This is a genomic window from Candidatus Cybelea sp., from assembly GCA_036489315.1.
Classification (GTDB): domain Bacteria; phylum Vulcanimicrobiota; class Vulcanimicrobiia; order Vulcanimicrobiales; family Vulcanimicrobiaceae; genus Cybelea.
Window position 1 is genome coordinate 1 of record DASXFZ010000022.1, and the last position, 18,661, is coordinate 18,661.

The 18,661-nt window shown below is 64.3% G+C and carries 15 protein-coding genes; 5 read left to right on the forward strand and 10 right to left on the reverse strand.

Annotated elements, in window-relative coordinates; translation table 11 throughout:
- From VGG51_05400 to VGG51_05410, 3 genes are all read left to right on the forward strand, one after another.
- Positions 1 to 2,217 (forward strand): hypothetical protein (locus tag VGG51_05400; GenBank protein ID HEY1882459.1); only part of this gene is annotated, 2,217 nt, incomplete at its 5' end.
- A 95-nt stretch (positions 2,218 to 2,312) separates the two neighbouring features.
- A complete protein-coding gene (locus VGG51_05405; GenBank protein ID HEY1882460.1) occupies positions 2,313 to 3,326 on the forward strand; it encodes a HoxN/HupN/NixA family nickel/cobalt transporter in 1,014 nt (337 codons plus the stop codon).
- Between the two features lie 41 nt (positions 3,327 to 3,367).
- A complete protein-coding gene (locus VGG51_05410; protein ID HEY1882461.1) occupies positions 3,368 to 3,499 on the forward strand; it encodes a hypothetical protein in 132 nt (43 codons plus the stop codon).
- A gap of 37 nt (positions 3,500 to 3,536) precedes the next feature.
- Here VGG51_05410 and VGG51_05415 read toward each other — a convergent pair whose 3' ends face one another.
- Positions 3,537 to 4,214: a GNAT family N-acetyltransferase gene (locus VGG51_05415; protein ID HEY1882462.1), complete on the reverse strand. Its 678-nt coding sequence runs from the start codon at positions 4,212 to 4,214 to the stop codon at positions 3,537 to 3,539.
- Between the two features lie 330 nt (positions 4,215 to 4,544).
- Here VGG51_05415 and VGG51_05420 point away from each other — a divergent pair, with 330 nt between their 5' ends.
- Positions 4,545 to 6,806 carry a protease pro-enzyme activation domain-containing protein gene (locus VGG51_05420; GenBank protein HEY1882463.1) on the forward strand — a complete coding sequence of 754 codons (2,262 nt, stop codon included), beginning with the start codon at positions 4,545 to 4,547 and terminating at the stop codon, positions 6,804 to 6,806.
- Positions 6,807 to 6,886: 80 nt separating this feature from the next.
- Here the strand turns inward: VGG51_05420 and VGG51_05425 are convergent, their stop codons facing one another.
- The 4 genes from VGG51_05425 to VGG51_05440 all read right to left on the reverse strand — a co-directional run bounded on the left by VGG51_05425 (position 6,887) and on the right by VGG51_05440 (position 12,892).
- Entirely contained in the window at positions 6,887 to 7,804 is a 918-nt protein-coding gene (locus tag VGG51_05425; GenBank protein ID HEY1882464.1) for a hypothetical protein, read from the reverse strand.
- A complete protein-coding gene (locus tag VGG51_05430; GenBank protein ID HEY1882465.1) occupies positions 7,801 to 8,265 on the reverse strand; it encodes a hypothetical protein in 465 nt (154 codons plus the stop codon). Before VGG51_05430 ends, VGG51_05425 begins: the two co-directional genes overlap by 4 nt.
- Before the next feature lie 145 nt (positions 8,266 to 8,410).
- On the reverse strand, positions 8,411 to 9,367 hold the full coding sequence (locus VGG51_05435) for an XdhC family protein (GenBank protein ID HEY1882466.1): 957 nt from the start codon (positions 9,365 to 9,367) through the stop codon (positions 8,411 to 8,413).
- 54 nt (positions 9,368 to 9,421) lie between these two features.
- On the reverse strand, positions 9,422 to 12,892 hold the full coding sequence (locus VGG51_05440) for an AAA family ATPase (protein HEY1882467.1): 3,471 nt from the start codon (positions 12,890 to 12,892) through the stop codon (positions 9,422 to 9,424).
- Positions 12,893 to 12,999: 107 nt separating this feature from the next.
- Between VGG51_05440 and VGG51_05445 the strand changes: the two genes are divergently transcribed.
- Positions 13,000 to 14,016: an NHL repeat-containing protein gene (locus VGG51_05445; protein HEY1882468.1), complete on the forward strand. Its 1,017-nt coding sequence runs from the start codon at positions 13,000 to 13,002 to the stop codon at positions 14,014 to 14,016.
- A gap of 107 nt (positions 14,017 to 14,123) precedes the next feature.
- On the opposite strand, the gene VGG51_05450 is transcribed toward VGG51_05445, so the two are convergent.
- From VGG51_05450 to VGG51_05470, 5 genes are all read right to left on the reverse strand, one after another.
- Positions 14,124 to 15,335: a hypothetical protein gene (locus VGG51_05450; protein HEY1882469.1), complete on the reverse strand. Its 1,212-nt coding sequence runs from the start codon at positions 15,333 to 15,335 to the stop codon at positions 14,124 to 14,126.
- A 45-nt stretch (positions 15,336 to 15,380) separates the two neighbouring features.
- Positions 15,381 to 16,040 (reverse strand): hypothetical protein, encoded by a 660-nt coding sequence (locus VGG51_05455; protein HEY1882470.1) that lies wholly within the window; start codon positions 16,038 to 16,040, stop codon positions 15,381 to 15,383.
- A 1-nt stretch (position 16,041) separates the two neighbouring features.
- A complete protein-coding gene (locus VGG51_05460) occupies positions 16,042 to 16,479 on the reverse strand; it encodes a hypothetical protein (GenBank protein HEY1882471.1) in 438 nt (145 codons plus the stop codon).
- Between the two features lie 356 nt (positions 16,480 to 16,835).
- On the reverse strand, positions 16,836 to 17,330 hold the full coding sequence (locus VGG51_05465; GenBank protein HEY1882472.1) for a hypothetical protein: 495 nt from the start codon (positions 17,328 to 17,330) through the stop codon (positions 16,836 to 16,838).
- Positions 17,311 to 18,474 carry a hypothetical protein gene (locus VGG51_05470; protein HEY1882473.1) on the reverse strand — a complete coding sequence of 388 codons (1,164 nt, stop codon included), beginning with the start codon at positions 18,472 to 18,474 and terminating at the stop codon, positions 17,311 to 17,313. The genes VGG51_05465 and VGG51_05470 overlap by 20 nt, the downstream gene beginning before the upstream one ends.
- Positions 18,475 to 18,661 lie beyond the last annotated feature (187 nt).

The window sequence follows — 18,661 nt, forward strand, 5'->3', positions numbered from 1 at the left end:
CTCGCACTCGTGGGCGATATGCTGGCGGCGCGGCCTTCCGAACGGGCCGTGCTGCTCAGCTCCCGCAAACCGCTGCCGCTCGAAATCGGGCGCTACTTGGCGCCGCACCAAGTACTTACTCTCGGACCGGCCGAGCTGCAACTCGACGGTGAGGAAGCGGCAAGCGTGTTCGAAGGCAGCGACCTCGCACAACCAATCGTCGATCGAATCCTGCGGCTTGCAGCGGGATGGCCGATGGCGCTCCTGCTTTTGGCGCGGATCGCGCACTACGAGCCGGAACTCGAGCAGCTGCTCGACCGACTCGACGCGATCGCGACCGACCCGCACGAGTATCTGCTTAACGAAGTGTTGGGGGCGCTCACCCCGGAAATGACCACGACCCTGCTCGCGGCGGCCGCCGTCGGAGAAGCGACGCTCGAAGACATCTCGGCCGCGACCGACATCTCCCACGCGGCGCCGATCGTCGAGGGCCTTCTGCGGCTTCCCGGCTTCATCTCGTACGAATCCGGCGTGTATCGGATGCATCCGCTTTTGCACGCCGCGCTGCGTGCGCGTTACGGCGCCGATTTGAGCGAGTACGTGCTGCGGGCGGCCGGCGGGAACGCGTTGCTCGGCGATTTCCTGCGAGCGGGCGAACTCTACAATGTCGCCGGCGACTGCGCCGCCGCCGCTGCCGCGCTCGATCGTCTGCCGGCGGCAACGCTCCTGCAACCCTCGCTTCGACTGATCGAGGTGCTCGCGCAGATCCCGGTTTCGGTCATCGTCGCACGGCCGGGACTCTGGATGGCAGTTTTGCGCGATCGCAGTCGCACGGTCGACGTCGAACGACTTCACCGTGAATCGACCGCACTCCAGCAAGGCGTCGCCCCGCAAGCGGCTCCGGCACTCTACCGCCGGCTGGGCGTGCGCCGCGCGCTGCTCGCGTCGCAGCGAAATCGGTCCGCCGAGGCGCGTGCGGCGCTCGAAAGTCTCGGCCCCGGGCCTTGCGCGGACGAAAACCCCGAAGAGCACCGGCTCGTTCTGATAACCTCAGCCGTCGTCGCCGCAAAACAAGGGCAGTTTCTCGAAGCCGACGCGTTTGTCGAGCAAGCCGACGCCGTCCACGGCGCGCGGCATCTGCGCTTCGACGAAGAGCGCGCCGTCATCGCAATGGAGAAGGCGGTAACCCACGGCGATTGGGACGACTTGCTAAAGATCGGCGAGGAGCGGTTATCCTTCGCCTTGCGGACCGGGCCAACCGAACGGATCGTCGAAGCGGCCCGCGCGGCCTCGCGCGCGGCGTGGTACGGCAACGACGACGATCGCGTCGCGGCCGCGCAACAGATCGTCAAGGATTGCGGCCTTCCGGCAGTCGATGCGATCGAAGAAGCGGCGCTCGCCGACCTGCAGGCTGCGCTCGGAAGCGTTGACCTCGAGCGAGCCGCCGCGCTGCTCGACCGCGCGATCGAACGGATCGATGGATGCGAGAACGATTTCCTGCGAATCGTCGTACGCGTCTGCGCCGCCCTTCTCGCGCCGGCACAGCGCCGGCGGCTGATCGAGGCGCGCGCGATTGCCGCGCGTATCGAATCGGCACCGCTGCAAACCTCGATCGAGCTGCTGATCGACTCACCCGAGCCGCGCGACTACGGCATCTTCAAGCGCCTTGCCGTACGCGTCGCGCGCTCGCCGCTTCGAACGCGCCACGATCGGCTCTTCGTCGACATCGTCCGCGGGCAAGTTCGCCGAGGCTCCGAGGTCCTGCACGTCTCCGACCGCGGCCTGGAGTTGCTCGCCGCACTCGCGCTCTTCGAGGCAGGAACCTCGAACGAGAAGCTCGCCGCGGCGCTCTGGCCCGCGCTCGACCGCAAGGCCGGCGTCAACGCGCTCAAAATGTGCGTTTCGCGGACCCGCGCGCAGGTCGGCGACCGAGAATCGGTTCAAAATGCGAGAAACGGTTACGTGCTTGGCGAACGGGTCGGCTGCGACGTGCGCGAGTGCGAACGTATTCTGCAAGCGGCACGCAGCGCGGGCACGCTCGGCGAATCGCTTCGTCAGCAGCTCCGCCGGCTGACCAATGAATGGGGCGACCGGCAGCCCGCGCACGCGGCCGAGTGGAAATGGTTCGCGCCCTTTTCAATCCATTTCGGAGAGCTTCGCAGCGAACTAAGCCAGGTGCTGGCAAAAGATGCGGCCCGGCGCGAAAACGGAGGAGCGCGCGAGACGGTCGCCCCGTAGCCGCCGTATTTGTCTACAAGAACGCACCGGTGCCGCATTTTCCCACGTAGAACCGCTCGTGCGTGACCGGCTCCACGCGCAGGAAAATCGTCGCAATGTACGCGCTGCTTCTCGCGGCTAACGTGCTGGTTTGGGTCCTCGCGTTCGCGGTCTTTTCGCCCGCGCATGCCCTGCTTTTGGGCACCGCTTTGCTGGCCTTTACGTTCGGCTTACGCCACGCCGTCGACGCGGATCACATCTGTGCAATCGACAACGTGACGCGCAAGCTGATGCAGGAGGGCAAGAGGCCCGTTGCGGTCGGCTTCTACTTCTCGCTCGGGCACTCGACCATCGTCTTCGCGCTCACCGTCGCAATCGCGCTCGGCGCGAGCGCGGTCCGCAGCCGGCTTCCCAATTTCGAGGCGGTCGGCGGCGCCGTCGGCACCGGCGTATCGGCGCTGTTCCTCTTTATTATCGCCGCCATCAACGCATTCGTGCTCGCCGACCTGTTGCGAGCGATGCGCCGCATTGCGGCCGGCGAAGCATACAGCGCGCAGAGCCTTCAGGAATCGCTCGAGGCGCGCGGGCTCCTAGGACGATTCTTCAAACCGCTCCTGCGCCTAGTGACGCGCAGCCGCCACATGTACCCCATTGGGGTTCTTTTCGGTTTAGGTTTCGACACGGCAACCGAGGTGGGGTTGCTGGGAATCGCGGCAATCGAGGCGGGAAAAGGTTTGCCGGTGTGGGCTATTTTGCTATTTCCGGCGTTATTCACGGTCGGCATGTCCCTCATCGACACGACCGACGGCATTCTGATGCTCGGCGCCTACGGATGGGCGTTCCTGAACCCGGCGCGCAAGTTGTATTACAACGTTGCGGTTACCGCAGCGTCGGTGCTGGTTGCAGTGCTGATCGGCAGTATTGAAATAGCGAATATCGCCGGTGCGAGCCTTCAATCGGGTTGGATTGGAGGCGCCGTAGCCGGAACGTTTGCCGTGGGGTGGATCGCCTCAATGTCGATGGCGGGGCTCTCGAAAGGGAGAAGACCATCGTCAACCAGCCAGGCCTCGAGATGCTTGACGTACGCACTTCCAAACGAGTCGGCAAGCGCGCCGACGTACGACTCGTAGCGAACGCGATCGTTCGCAGCAGCAAACGCGCTCAGCGCCAGGTGCTGACGGCCCATGTACCCCGGCTGCAGCCGAAGGCCGCCGTGCACGGCGTCGAGGAGGATGTCGCTTGCGGAGCGCGCCGCGTCATCCCGCAGCCGCTGCTCGAACCATTCGTCGAGCTCGAGCGGTAGGCGCAGCGACCTTACCGGTCCGAGCTTCCCCGAGCCCTTAGGGCGCGACATCGCGCTCGTCTTCGTGATCGTGCTCGTGATCGTGATCGGCTCCGTCGTGCGAGTGCTCGTGCCGGTGCACGGTGCCGTCGTAGTGGGCGTGCGCATGTGAATGGTCGTGTGTGTGCCCTGGGAAGGCGTCGTCGTGCACGTGCACGGTGCCGTTGTCATGTTGGTGCGGCAAGCCTTTTTCCATCGTCCCTACCTCCCGGTGAAAAGCAATCGTACCCTGGTAGCGGGCCAACTCAAAGACTTCGTCTTTGGCGAAACCGAGCTTTGCGTAGAAGTCCGCCAGGTGCGGCTCGCGACGCGGCAGCTCGACCATGATGCTCGCCGCCTCCGTCTCGTTCGCGTGGGCGATCGCGCGCTCGACCAGGCCGGCGCCGATGCCGCGGCCGCGTGCTGCTTCGGCCACGTAAAGATCGCTCAGAAACCAGATACGGCGGCAATACCACGACGACCACAGCGGATAGAGCTGGATGAAGCCGCTCGCTTCAGCGGCGATCCACCCGACAAAAACAACCGACTCCTCACCTGCCAAACGCTCCTGCAAAAAGCGTTGCGACGTATCGTCCGTACGCCCCGCGAAGAAGGCTCGATAGGCGTCAAAAAGAGGAAGGATATGCGCGACGTCTCCAGCCGACGCACGCGTAATCCGAAAGCTTGCGGGCCTCACTGAACTTCAGTTCGACGCCGGCGCCAAAAATCTAACTACCGCAAGCGGCCGCTGCATCGTTTGTTAACGCATAGACATTTCGAGGCGCACAGGCTCGCCTGTATTGGTGCCGAAGGGAAGCGCCAGCCCCAACGCGAGTTGGGCGGCCTATTGCTACTTGGAGGTAGGAAGCACATGCGACACTCGTCACGCGTGATAGCCTCGCTACTCGGGCTCACGCTTACCCTTACTGCATGCGGAGGACAGAATTCCTCACTTCCGTCGCTGCTTTCGAGCAACGGCGGACCAACCGCGGAATCTTCAGTGCGCAACGCGTCACCGGACAAACCGATGATCGCGGTTCCAAAGCTGACCGGCGCGCTGAGCTACACCGACGCGGGACGACGAGCGGCCAACGCGCCGGCCAGAGTCTCGGTCACGCTGCGCTACAATCATCAAGGCGAACTCGATCGGCTCGTCGCCGGCATCAGCGACCCGCACTCCGGCTCGCACCGCCATTTTCTCACGGCTAAAGAGTTCAACGAGCACTTCGCGCCGACTCCCGAACAGGAACGCCGCGTAGTTCGCGAACTCGAGCGTGCCGGCTTTAAGATCGAAAAGCGCTATCCAAACCGCACGATCGTCGATGCTACGGCCCGAACGACGGCCGTCGAACAGTTCTTCTCGACGCAGATTCACGCCGTTCATCAAGGAAAGTACGGCGACCGTTATACGAACGTTACGCCGGCAACGGTACCCAAGGCTATCGCCCCGCTCGTGCGCGACGTGTCGGTGAACAACTTGGTCGTCGTTCGCACCGTGGCCGATCAGAGCGGCGTCGAAACGCAACGCACGGCGCCGGTCTTCCAAACCGATACGCAAGGGCGCACGATCGTTCCGCTGGGGGGAATACAACCCAACGATTCGAGCGGCCAACTGGTAAACGGTAACTTTGCGAGCGGTTCGCTCAACCCGGGCTGGACCAACGAAAGCACGACTTCAGGCAACTACGTTTCGATTACGACCGCGCAGTCGTACCAAAGCACCTACTCCGCCTTCATGGGAACGCTCGGACCGCCGGAGATCAACGGTTGGGCCGCGATCGCGCAGGAGGTAAAGGTTCCCACGGGCGGCGTCCTCAGTTTCTGGGTCTACCAGGGCTCGAACGAGGGCACGATGGGATACGGCACGCGATACGCGTGGAATGCGGGCTACCTGCTCAATTCGCGCGGCTCGATTCTCGTGACGTTTTACAAAACCGTCGCCAATACGAACGGATGGGTCAACTACCAGGTTAACCTGAGCCGCTATGCCGGACAGACCGACTACATCTACTTCGGCAGCTTTGGCGACGGATACTCACAGACGTACCTCTACCAGTATCTCGACGACGTCGCGTGGGCGGGGGCGACGCCCTCGCCGTCACCGACGCCCACGGCAAAGCCGACGGCAACCCCGACGGTTAGCCCGACCGCGACGCCGACGGCGAAACCGACGGCAACGCCGACCGCCGGCCCGACCGCAACGCCAACCGCGCAGCCGACGGCAACACCGACTCCGAGCGCTAATTGCAACAACGCCGCGCCGGATAATGGTCCGCTGACCAACTCCACCGGGACGCTGGCGACCGGCGTTGCCAAGCCGTTTGACTTCCCCGTACAGCACGGCTGCAACGGCGCCGGCTACACCGCCGCGATCGTCATCGACGATCCGGTAAACAAGAGCTACGTGTCCACGTATCTGTCGGCATCCGGCATCACCCAATCCGGCACGGTCACCAATGAAGCCGTCGATGGCGGCGGCAGCGGTGACGACCCCGAGACGGATCTCGACGTACAGACGATTTCAGGATTGGCTCCTGGAGCAAACGTTATCGTCTACGACATCGGTTCGCTCGGCGATCAGCAAATCGAGGACGCGTACAACCAGGTCCTCACCGACGCAAAGGCAACGGCCGTGAACTCGTCGTTCGGGGGCTGCGAATCCAGCGACGTTCCGTTTGCCGATTCGACCAACTCGATTGCCGAACAAGGGGCGGCTGAGGGTGTCGAGTTCTCCGCTTCGAGCGGCGATTCGGGAAGTAACGAATGCAGCGGCAGCAAGGGCGTTAGCGCCCCGGCCGGCGGCCCATACTTCTCATCGATCGGCGGAATCAACTTCACCGATACGAGCGGAGGCGTCCTCGAAACGGTTACGATGGGGAGCGAGGACGGCGATTCCGGCGGCGGCGGCGTTTCCACGGTCTTCGCGCTGCCGAGCTATCAAAGCGGAATCACCGGGATGATCACGACCGGCCGCAATCAGCCGGATATCTCGCTGCCGTTCTTCCCCGTTGCGGTCTATACCGGCGGAAAATGGGGTGAGTATCTGGGGACCTCATGGTCGTCACCGGCATCGGTGGCGCTGATCATCGAAGCCAACGAACTGCACGGGAGCAAGCTCGGCTGGATCGACCCAGGCGTGTACAGCCTGTTCTCCGCGACGGGTTACAGCAGCTACTACACGCCGTGTACCTCCGGCAGCAACGGAGCATACTCGTGCAATGCCACGCGGTATAATCAGGCCGCCGGTATCGGAGCTCCGAAGGGCTGGGCCTTAGCCAACGCCCTCTAAGCGCTCCGTTTCAAACCCAGCGAACGGGACGCGCGCAAGCGCGTCCCGTTTCATTGCTGCACACCCGGCGAGCGAGCCGGCTAGATCGGCGTCAGCGAGAGCGTATCGGTATTGAGGTTATAGCTCCCGGCAGCCACGAGATTGTTCGGGTTCGCGCATATGACGCTATTCTGCGGACCGTATACGACGACGAGGCCCGAAGGTCCGCACTGCACCTGCACGAGCTGATAGTTGGAAAGGAACGTCTCGCCCGGCGTATTCGGCTGAACCTGATACGAGTTATAGGTGACGTCGTTCGACACGACCGAACCGTAGACGGCCGCTCCGACCGCCGCCGACGTCACGCCGATCGCCATCGCGCCCCAAAAGCCGCCGCCCCAGTAGTAGGGAGCGGGAGCCCACGCGACGCCGTGGTTCCAGCCCCACGCGCCGCCGCCGCCGTAGATGGGATTGTTCACGACGGTTCGGTTGTTGTTGACGTTGATATTACCGTTGTTGACGTTGGTGCGGTTGTTGTTATTGTTGTTGCGGTTTCCGCTGCCGTTGCCGTTATTGCGGTTTCCATTGCCGTTGTTGCCGTTATTGCGGTTTCCGTTGCCGTTGTTGCCGTTTCCGCGGTTTCCATTGCCGTTGTTGCCGTTTCCACGGTTGCCGTTGCCGTTGTTGCCGTTTCCACGGTTGCCGTTGCCGGGATTGCCGTTTCCGCGGTTAGGGTTGCCGCTGATGCTGCCGCGATTGCCGCCCGTCGTCGGGGCGCGACCGGTATCGCGCGAGAGGTTGAAACCGCCGCCGGGATTGCTCGGCCGGGACGACATCCCACCGCTTGGCCGCGCCCCACCGCTGGGCCGCGACGTGCCTCCTGAAGGGCGCGACATGCCTCCCGAGGGTCGCCCTCCGCCTCTCCCTCCGCCGCCACCCCCGCCGCGCCGCTGTGCGGATGCCGCCACCGGAGGAACGGCCATGAGAAGGGCCATCAGGATCCAGAGATACTTCATCACTTCACCACCTTGTCAATGCGGCCGCGCAAGCTCACATACGTTCCGCGGTCGGTCGTGAACGAGAGCAGGATGCCGTGCGGAGGAACCTTCGTGGTCGACATCACGAGCTGCGCAGGTGCGTCGGTCGAGTTCACGTACAGCGTCCCGTGGTGCATGTCGAGCGTCTTCGTCGCGCCCGACTGAACGAGTACGCCGTGGTGCGCCAAGCAGACCAGGAGATCACCCTGATAGGAGCACGCCGCGCGGGTGATGACGATCGTGCCTTTTCCGTCTTCCGATGTAATATAGAGCGCACTGTGGATGATCTTGATTTGGACGCCGGCGTATTTGTTCGAGTGCCCATCGCTCTGCACGATCTCAACCGTGCCGGTGGCGGCGGCGGGCGCCGTGCCCAGCGCCAGCCAGGCGACGATGGCGAACGATCCGGCCGCCGCTTTTAGTCTTTCGGAGTACGATAGCATGAGGTTTCCTTTGCTCTGGCGGGAGGCTACACAGAAAATTTACCACTCTATGCGGCCGCAAGCAATGCCAAGGCTGCTCTAGGCCGATTGCCCACGAAAAAAAGGCAGTGGCATTCGCCCAGTTGCTTGTGGCGGGAACGAGCTCCTATCGCGTTCGGTTGGCGACGAGCTCCTCGCGGCGATGTATCTGGCGCAGACTCGCTCTCAAAGGGGAGCCGAGCCTCTCGTGGCGATTCGCGACGATTTCGGCAAGGATCGACAGTGCGGTTTCGGCGATCGTCGCGCCCCCGATGTCGAGGCCGGCAGGCCCGTGAATCCGCGCCAGTGCGCTTTCGTCGAAGCCGTCTTCGGCCAACGCGGCGCGCCGCGCCGATTGCGATCGACGGCTGCCGAGCAGCCCGATGTACGGCGCCGCAGAGCGCAGCGCACAGCGCAGCGCCGGCAGGTCGAACTTCGGATCGTGCGAGAGCATGACGACGTGCGTGCGCTCGGAGAGCGCGCCGGGCAGATACTCCTGCGGCCATTCGCGCACGATCTGGGGCGCTTCGCCGAGCCGTTCTTTCGTCGCGAATGACGGTCGCGGATCGACGACGATCACGTTGAAGTCCGAGCGGGGCGCGATGGCGGCAAGCTCGGCCGCAAGTGCCGTTGCGCCGATGAGGATCAAGCTCTCCTTTGGCGGATACTCGTTCCTGAAGGTCTGCCTCGAGCCCGCAGCGTCGGCATAATCGAAGGTGACGCACGCAGCCCGTTCTCCGGCAGCGATCGCGTGCGCTTCTTCCGCAAAGGCGAGCTCGGGCAACCAGGTTACGACCTGCATGATCGCGCCGCAGCCGGGCGCGGCAAAAATTTCGTCCTCGATCGTGAGGTTGATGTCGAGCCGCCGCGTCCGCCCGTCGCGTGCCGTCTGCGCTGCCGCCTCCACGATCTCGGGCTCGTGACAGCCCGTGCCGATGTTGCCGACGATTCGTCCGCTTACATCGACGGCGATCGTCGTGCCGATCGGCGCCATTGCCGCTTCGCGCAGCGTCACCAGCGTTGCCAGAGCAAAGGTACGGCCTTCATCAAGCCATCGCGCCGCGGTCGCATAAACTTCACGCACCGGGCGGCGCAGTTCGACGCCGCCGTGAGCCCTTCCGTTTTTGGACCGATCGCGCTAGCGCGGCGGACTCGGCCAGTCGGCGGCCTCGACGACGTGCATTAAATCGGCGTGCCAGGGAATCGCCAAGAAACTCTCCCGATCTTCGGGTTCCATGTCGTTCGCGCTCGTCTGCATGAGCCGGCGTGCTTTCTCGAGCATCTGCGATGCGGCGCGTTGGTCGCCGTCGAGATGGTAGATCTGCGCCGCGGCCCAATAACAGTATGAAGGCCAGTCCGTTGCCCGCATGATTGCGTCTTCATCGGCGAGCAGACGGGCCACGGCGTCGCGCGCCGCCGGAAGATTTCCCTGCGCACCGTACCAAACGGCAAGGTTGGCGAGCGTCATGCTCGACCATACTTGCGACTCGGAACGCGAGCGCAGCTCGAAAGAAGACTCGGCGAGATCGATCGCGAGCACGCAGTTTCCGGCCAGCGCCTCGGCAAAAGCGAGGTTCTCGAGAATCGAGGCTTCCAGCAGGCCAAAACCGCGTTCGCGCGCGATCGTGAGCCCGAGTTCGGCGGCTTCGCGAGCACCGGCGTAGTTGCCGATACAAGCTCTGAGAAAGACGAGATTGTTGAGGCCGTTTGCCAGTCCGCGCTCGTCGTTTACGCGTTCGAAGATCTCTGCAGCCTTTTCGCTTGCGGCACACGCGCGTGCAAAGAATCCGAGCCTCATCTCGAGCAGCGCTTCGTTCATGAGCGGGCCGGCGCTGCCGGCGGGCCGGCCGGTTTCGCGGTAGATGCGCTCGGCGTCGGCATAGTGCCCGCGCGCTTCGGCGTACTCCGTACCGACGGCGGAAAGCGTTACGCCGAGACGGCCGTGCGCCTGCGCCTCGGCGGGGCGGTCTCCGAGCTTTACCGCGAGTTCCAGACAGCGGCGCGCAACCGTATGGCAGCGCTTCATGTCGCGCCGTTGGTAGGCGATCGTCCAGCCGCTGCTCAGCGCCAGATGTTCGAGCTGCGGATCGGCAGCCCGGGCGGCGGCCTGGGCCGCTTCATCGAAGAGTGACTCGGCGGTCGAGAGGTGTCCGCGATGCGCTTCGACCTGCGCGAGCGCGCAGAGGGCCGCCGTCGTTTCAGCTTCGTCGTGCGCCGCTCGGCTGCAGACCAGCGCGCCGGCGGCTGCAGCGTACGATTCGGCGAGATGCCCGAAGTTGAATGCCATCTTCGCTTCGGCCAGGTGCAGCGCTGCGCGCGAACGGGCGTCATCGTCGGAGATGCTTGCCCGCAGGTTCTCGGCCGCGCGCTCGTGCATCTCGCGATCGCCGATGCCCGCTGCAAACTCCATGCGCCGGAGCAGCGCGTCTCGGTGAACCGCCGCGTCGCCGAGCTCGGCGTCGACCTGTTCCAAGGCCTGCAACGCCGCGCTGCGAGAGTCGCTATCTCCCGAGCGAGACTCGATCGTGACGCGCTCCAACAGTATCTCCGCCCGGCCGCGCGCGTCGGCGAGCAAGAGCGCGCGATCGCAAAGTGTCCTCGCTTCCGCGGGAGCGCCGATCGAAATCGACCGCCGTACCGCTTCGAGATAGCAACGCGTCGCGTTGGCGGAGTCGCCGGCAGCGTCGTAGTGGGCCGCGAGAAGTCCGGAGAGTTCCGAGAAACGCTCGGGGTAGAGATCTTCGAGTACGCGCGCAACCCGGCGGCGCCGCACCGCGGCGGTTTTCGGCGCGACGGCATCCGCGATTGCCTCGTGGATTAGATGATGGGTAAAGGCGTACTCGAGAAATCCGCGGCCGGTCGCTTCGCGGATGATCCGCCGGTCGAGCAGTTCGTCGAGCGCTTCGGTCAAGTCCGTCTCGTCCCAAGCGCTGACTTCGCGTACGGCGTCGCGCGAAAAGCGATCGCCGATGCACGCCGCAATCTCGGCGGCCGTTCGAGCGGGCTCCGAGAGGCGCTCGAGACGCCGGGCGACGATGCCGGTCAGCGAAGCGGGCGCGGCTCGCTCGTCCTCGCGAACGTCGACGACGAGCTGCGTCAAGAAAAGAGGATTGCCTTGCGACGCGGCGACGAGCGTTTCCGCGGGACGATCGTGCACTTCGGGCAGCGAGCGGCGAAGCTCTTCGACCTCCGCGATCGAGAGACGACCGAGCCAGATGTTCTGCGCGCCGGCCGCCGCGCGTCCCTCACGACGCAGGCGGTGCAGTGCGTGCAACAGTGCGGCTTCGTCATCGCGATAGGTGACGACGATCATTACCGCTGCGCCGGCAGTCCGGCGCAGCAGGAACTCGAGCAGGTCCATCGATGCGGCCTGCGCCCAGTGGAGGTCCTCGAGCACGAGCAGCAACGGTCGCTGCGCGGCGAGATCGGCGAGACAGCGAAAGAGCGACTCAAAAAGACGAATGCGCTCGCTCTCGGCGTCGAGGCGCGGAACGGCCGGTAATCCGACGCGGGCGTGTACCTCCGGAAGTAAGGTCGCGACGCAGGCCAGCGCCATACTCGGTTTGAGCGACGCGATGAGGGGCAGCCCGCTGCGCAGGCCGTCGACGATGCTTTCATAGGGAACCGCTTCGGGCGAACTGGTAGCTCCAACGAGTACGCGCCCGCCGCGATCTTCGACTGCGTGCGCGAACTCCCAGACCAGCCGCGACTTACCGATACCGGTCTCGCCGCCGACGAAGACGCAGGCGCCGTGCCCGTGGATGACCCGGCTCCACGTCTCGAGCAAACGCTCCATCTCATCGTGCCGTCCGACGAACGGCAGAATCGGACCGGCCCCCGCGACCGCCGGCCGTTCGACTTCGCCATCGGGCCGGTCGGTGGTCTGCCCGCTCGCGATACGCTCCGCCAGCGCTGCCGTTTCCGGCATAGGTTCGGCGCCCATCTCGGCTCGCAGCCGCTTCGCGAATCCCGCGTACTCGCTAAGCGCTCCGGCGCGATCGCCGAGTTCGTAACGCATCGCGATGATACGGCGCACCATGTCTTCCCGCCACGGATCGACCACCAGCACCTTGCGCGCGGTTTCGATCGCGAGCGGAAAGTCGGCGCCCCGCCGCGCCTCCGAGACGCGTTCCGCCAGACATCGCAGATAGGCGTTGCGATGCCGTTCGCGGATGGCGTCGAGCCATTCGTCGTAGACCTCCGGCAACAGGTCGCCGCGGTAGAGATCGATCGCTTCACCGATTCGATTGCGATCGGCGCAGGCCTCGACGAACGCATCCACGTCGAGCCAGACGTCGGCCTGCGGGTTCCATGCGATTTTGTCGCTCTCGATCGAAACGTAACGCTCCGCGGGCGGCGGCAGAATCTTCGGCAGCTCGCTCAACGTCGCGCGCAGCTTCGCGCGCGCCGAGCTTTCCTCGTCGTCGGGGTAGAGCAGGAAGGCCAGGTACTCGCGCGAGACCGCGACGGCGCGATGCAGCAAGAGGTAGGCAAGCACCTGCAGCGACTTTCGCGGGGTGGTGAAGCGAAGGGGCACCCCGTCAAGAGCTACTTCCATATGACCGAAGAGCCGGATGTCGAGACGTCCGCCGGCGATAACCTTGCCCACGAAGGCAGCCTTCTCGCAGCGCGCAGCGGCCTCCCGGCGCGGACGTTTCCGCGCGCTGCATCGGCTACGCTGGGGCGGACAAACACGAAGCCAAGGAGACCCCACACATGTCTGCATCTGCATCGTACCGCCGCGCTCTGCCGGCACTCGTCCTGGCCGCCGGCCTCTCCGGCTGCGCGGGCAACCAAAGCAGCGGCGGCGGGTTCGTTCCCGCCGATCCGGCACACCTTCCTGCGCAGGCCCCGGGCCGCGCCGGCGCCCGCATTCCCGGCGCCGGTGTTCGTATTTTCACCGCCAACCGCGATGGCGGCAGCCTCTTGGCGTTCGAGGTAAAATCGTCCGGCGACGTCCCCCCTCAGACGACGATAGCCGGCTCGAAGACCGAGCTAAGCGATCCGGATTCGCTCGCCGTCGACGGGCACGGGAACATCTATACCGCCAACGACGGCGCCACCCAAGTCGAGATCTTCGCGCCCGGCGCGAACGGTAACGTCAAGCCGAAACGAACGATCGCGGGATCGAAGACGGGACTCGGTCCGACCGAGGGCATGACCGTCGACGCGTCGGGAGATCTATGGGTGAGTAACTTCAGCGGTGCGGCAATCACCGAGTACGCGCCTGGAGCCAAAGGCAACGTCGCGCCGCGCGTGACGATCTCCGGCACCCAGACCGAACTCGCAACTCCCGTCGGCATGGCGACGGACGGTCAAGGACGCCTCTACGTCGCGAACATCGGCTCGGCGTCGATTGTCGCCTTCGCAAAGGGGGCAAAAGGAAATGTCGCCCCTGTCGTTTCTATCTCCGGCAGCGACACGCAGCTAAGCCGGCCTTTCGCGCTCGCCTTTGACGGGAAAGGGCGTCTGCTCGTCGCCGACGAGAATTCCGGCATCCTCGTCTTCGCTAAAGGCGCAGCCGGAGATGCGACACCGGTGGCGCAGATTACCGGGCTCGATGATCCGGCCGGCGTCACCGCGGATGCAAAGAATCACATCTGGGCGGCCGAGTTCTCGGGTAACGCGATCAAAGAATTTAGCCCGAACGCAAACGGTAACGCGCAGCCCATCCGCACGATCCAAGGCCAGAGCACAACTCTTAACGGGGCGAACTATCTGGCGTTGCACTAGTACGCATCCAACGCTCGCTGGGGAACCCCCCTCTGCGCCGCGCACCGGCTTCGCCATCTCTAGCGAAGCCGGTGCGCGGAAACTACGGTCGTCGCTGTTGGCCGGTCCTAATAGGAGAACTCCTGCAGTTGGTTGCTGCCGGGGCCGTTCACCCAGCCCGCACGCGAGTTCGGATCGATGCTTATCCGAACCGGAATGACCAGAGAGCCGGCGTCGGTGAAATCGAAGCCGTTGATCGACTCGACGAAATCGCCGTTCTCGGCATAGACTTGAATGCTGCTCCCCGAGCCGGAGGTACTCGAGAAAGGCTGTGCGATCAAGAAGAGCCGCTGCATCGGGTCGACGGCAACGTATGCCCCGGAATTAAGCTGCGAGGCGTCGTTCGGCAGTGCTTCGCGCAGACCGGTCTGCTTTGCGACCTTGTAGAATTCGACACCCGCGTCGAGCTCGGTCGTCGTGCATGCTACGCCGGTCGCCGAATCGTATGCGATGCCATTGGCGTACCCGCACCGTTCGAGACCCGGGCAGTCGACGCCGGAGAACTGTGAAAGCACCTTTCCGGTTTTCAGATCGATCTCCGATAGCACCGGAGGCGGACCTCCAGCGGCGCCAAAGCTCGGCGAGCTTGCCATGACGGCGCGCTCGTTAACCGTGTCTTGGGCCAGCTGCGGCAGCGTCTCCAACGAAAACTGATTCGGATCCAGCGCGATCACCTTGCCGAACGATTCTTGCGAGACGTCCGAAACCAGGAGTTTCGGCGAATCCGAGCCCTCGCGCTGGTAACCGAAAACCACGCTTGTCGCGGTGCTTTGATTCGGCGCCCAGGCTAGCACGTTAAAGAGCTTGACGGGCGGCTTCCAGCGGCCGGTAAAGTGCCGCTTCGTCACTGGAGCGAGCAGCTGGTAGCGATCCTTTGCCGGCGTCTGTCCCGGTATCCCCGCTTTCTGGTAGTCGACGAGTCCGGCGTCACCGGCGAAGATGCCGTCGACGACGTAATCGTTTCCTTTGCCGACGCGTTTGCCCGTAACGCCGCCGAACGTCCGCGTGATCTTACCAGTCGTCGTATCGAAGGTCTGAACCGAGATCTTCGTCGCGCCGATCGAGGCGAGCACGCCGTCGTTACCGCTTTGATCGATATCGAACCCAAAGATTTGGCCGCCGTCGGAGGTGCGCAGGACCGGGCCCAGCGATCCGCCGCCGCTCGCGCTTGCCGGCCGCGCGAGGTTTGCCGGCGCCCCAAACCCAGCGCCGCTGCTACTTGCGCATGCCGTAAGTCCCGACACGCCGAACAGGATGATGGAGATGCTCCAACGCTTCATCGGCCAATCGTGGACGGAACCTATGAAAAAACTCTGAAGCGCAGCTCAACACTGGCGCGTCAGGCTGTAGCCGCCGCCGCGCAAGTGCTTGCCGTCCGGCGAGAGCGTCATCGTGTGGTTTCCGTAGTAGGTCAGCGTAACCTTATTTCCATCGATGTTCCAGTTGCCGGAGACGCCCTCGCTGTCGGTTACGTCACCGTCGACCCCCATCTTGAACGTCAGCTTTGGGTTGTCGTCGGAGGTCCAATTCCCGACGAGATTCGTCGTCGCACAGCCGCTCGGAACGGGAGTCGGACTCGGCATCGACGCAAGCGGCGTGAGCGCTCCTCCGTAGAATTTGTGCGCGACGTCGAGACAGAGAGCACTGGCTCCATACGGGTTCACCGGCAGCTGCACCGAGCAGAGGAACGTTGCGACGTAGCCTTTGGGCAACGGATAGCAGCGAACGGCCGCGGCCGCGCTCGGCGCTCCGGTGGCCGGATTCTGTGCCGTCGCCATCCACTCGCCGCTGCCGGCCTCCGATTCGGTGGCGCCCGGCAAATAGGCCTCGATCGCGGCTTTCGCCTTCGCGCTGCAGTCCGCAAGGGTACCGCTGGGGCTCACGTACCGAATGCCGGCCGAAAGATCGACCGATGCGAGTGCTATCGCACCGCAGCAGAGCGTGCCGAGCAAGAGTGCCGCAACGAAGAGTCTGTGCTTTCCCATTCTAACGGCCTCCCGCACTCGTCGTTCGCATTAGCATCGCGGTCGTCTTCCCATCGAACGCCGCCGAAATCTTCGAGCACAAAGCGGCGGCGGTATCGGTACTCGGGGGCACCTGCGCCGCGCAGGTGAAGGTCACCACGTATCCGTTTCCGACGGGGTAACAATGGACGGCGGCCGACTGCGTCACACCGTTGGCGGTATCTCCGGCGTTGTACGCTTGCCATTCGCCCGTATCCCCGCTGCCGATCTCCTGCGCGCCGCCGAATACCGACGTCAGCGCGCCTCTCGCGGCCTGGTTACACGCGCTAACCGGCTGATTCTGCACGACCTTCCGGGCACCGAGCGCCATATCGAGCGCGGCCGGCGCCTCGAGCGGCGGTAGGACCGCAGCGAGCAGACCTACGGCTAGAAGTACGGTACGATGACGAAACGTTTTCACGGTCGATCTCCTCCGAAGCGAGGGCGTTAGACGGCTGCGCGCTCTACTCCCCTGCGCTTGTGAACGGCCGCTGCCACGAGGTAACGCCTCCGAAAAGCACGCGCTTTAGTCCAACATCCGCGCCTCGGGCTGCGATGCTGCGGCAAAGAATACGACGGCAGGCTCACGATGGAATGCGCTCGATGCGATCGGGGTCGTCCGCTACGGTAACGAGCGGACGGCTAACATCGTGAAACCGGGGTCGAGGTTTTTGCGGCGATCGCCGATTATCAGCGCGGAGTAGCCGAGGGCGTGTTGCGAACGCCGGCAGCCGTCGGGCTGCTGCTCGACCAACGGCTAGGGAACGAGCCTGCGGATCAGGGTGGACCCGGCGATTCGAGTTCGACTGGTCCCTGGCGTAACGGCGCCGCGCTCACGCCCGCCGCCTTGCGGATCTCCTCGACGTCGTTCACCAACGCCTTTCCAGTCGCGTCGCTGGGCGGGCACGAGAGATCCGGGGAGCGCCAACCCTGCCACGCGACGTAGGTAGACGATCCAAAAGAGGCGCTCTTCATGCACGGCTGCGTTACGGTCTTCGCCTGACGCGCCGCGGCGAGATCGGTGAAGAACTGCTTGGCGGTGCCGGAAGGTACCGTAAAAGACTTTGCCGGACTCGGTGAGGCACTCGGCCCGCGTACCATCGCGACGGTTGCGGAGCCGTCAGGGCGCAGCTCGATACGGTATCCCAACGTGTTGGTCGACCCGGAGTTGGTGATGAGCGCGCTATCGTTCGCTTGCGCAGTCATCGTACCGGTTACCGCCAAGAGGATCGCGGCAGCGCCCAGCCATCGGTTAAAGTGCGCCAAGGCCATTGGGACTTCCCCATCCAGTCGGGCCGTCGAAGCCCGTGCGAGCGTAGCAGATGTACTTCACGCCTGAGGCACAGTTTATGCCGAGTTTCGGCGCGATATTGTTACCGGTGAGCGCGTCGTAAATGTGTCCCATATGGTGTTTCCAAACGTTCGATGCGCCGGTTTGCGCGCCCGCGTTGCCGGCTAGTGCGTAGGCTGCGGCGATGATCTGCGCCGATGCGCTAGTTCCGCCGTAGAGCCAGAAGCAATAGTTAGGACAAGGGTTGCCGCCCTCTTCGGAGTTGTAAACGATCACTGCGGAACGCAGCGACGCCGATGCTGAGATGTCGGCCTCTGCGCGCTTGGCGCAGAGTCCGTCGGTCTGCCATGGGGGCTTAGCAATTCTCGTGCTGCAGCCGCTCCCGGTGGCACCGCAGGGCCCCCCGCAGGCATCGTAGCTCCAGTCGTTCCAAACGGTTTCGGTCCATCCGCGCTTGGTGTTCGAACGGACGAGATGCGTCCCCCCCACGCAGACGACGTAGGTGTACGAACACGGCTGCTCCGGACCGCCTTTACTTCCGCCTCCTCCTTCGTCTCCGGCCGCCGCCGCGATCACGACTCCGGGTTGATGGAAGGTGCCGTTGTCGCCGCCAAACTCTTTAATACCCCACGAAGCACCAATGTATTTCGCGCCGAGTCTACCTGCGGTCGCAACGCCGGCGTAGAGGTCGTTGGTATAGTCGTCCTGCGTCTGGACCAGGATGATCTTGCAGTTCGGACAGATCGCCGAGACCATGTCGAGATCGAGCGACTGCTCGCCCTTCCAGTCGTCGTTCGGCGACGGCTCGGGCGGGAGCGGCGAGGACTGACCGTTCTGATTGACGATGCGCAAGCACTTCGTTTGCGTCGTGCACGCCTTGAGGCCCATCGTTCGGCGATACTCCGCCAGGTCCGCGGCCGCGTGGTGGTACCCGTACGCGTCGACGATCGCCACGGTTTTCCCGAAGCCGTTCGTCAGCGAAGGCAACTTGTACGCCGTCTGCAGATCGATCGGGCAGTATCCCCTCGGAAAGATCTCGCGGCAGTTTTGAACTTCACCCGCCGGCTGCACGCCCGCCGTTGCGAACATCGGACTCGCGCCCAGGCTGACGTCGGTTCGCACCATCGCAAAGCAACGAGCTCGGTCCGCCGAAGCCGGCGCAGAGCAGAGGCTCCGAACCGGGTCGGCACTTTGGAAGGGAGCGTCTCCGTCGTCGGCGCCCGCCAGGCCTGACGAGGCAGCGTTCGGCAGGAGTGAGGACGTGGTAGAACCGCCCGAGCAGGCCCCCAAGGCTAGGATGGCCAGCAACGAG

Coding starts and splice junctions, on each gene's coding strand:
- VGG51_05430 (HEY1882465.1), bottom strand. CDS start 8,265: ATGCTATCGTACTCCGAAAGACTAAAAGCGGCGGCCGGATCGTTCGCC.
- VGG51_05405 (HEY1882460.1), top strand. CDS start 2,313: ATGTACGCGCTGCTTCTCGCGGCTAACGTGCTGGTTTGGGTCCTCGCG.
- VGG51_05465 (HEY1882472.1), bottom strand. CDS start 17,330: ATGGCCTTGGCGCACTTTAACCGATGGCTGGGCGCTGCCGCGATCCTC.
- VGG51_05450 (HEY1882469.1), bottom strand. CDS start 15,335: ATGAAGCGTTGGAGCATCTCCATCATCCTGTTCGGCGTGTCGGGACTT.
- VGG51_05445 (HEY1882468.1), top strand. CDS start 13,000: ATGTCTGCATCTGCATCGTACCGCCGCGCTCTGCCGGCACTCGTCCTG.
- VGG51_05455 (HEY1882470.1), bottom strand. CDS start 16,040: ATGGGAAAGCACAGACTCTTCGTTGCGGCACTCTTGCTCGGCACGCTC.
- VGG51_05470 (HEY1882473.1), bottom strand. CDS start 18,474: ATGGTGCGAACCGACGTCAGCCTGGGCGCGAGTCCGATGTTCGCAACG.
- VGG51_05420 (HEY1882463.1), top strand. CDS start 4,545: ATGATCGCGGTTCCAAAGCTGACCGGCGCGCTGAGCTACACCGACGCG.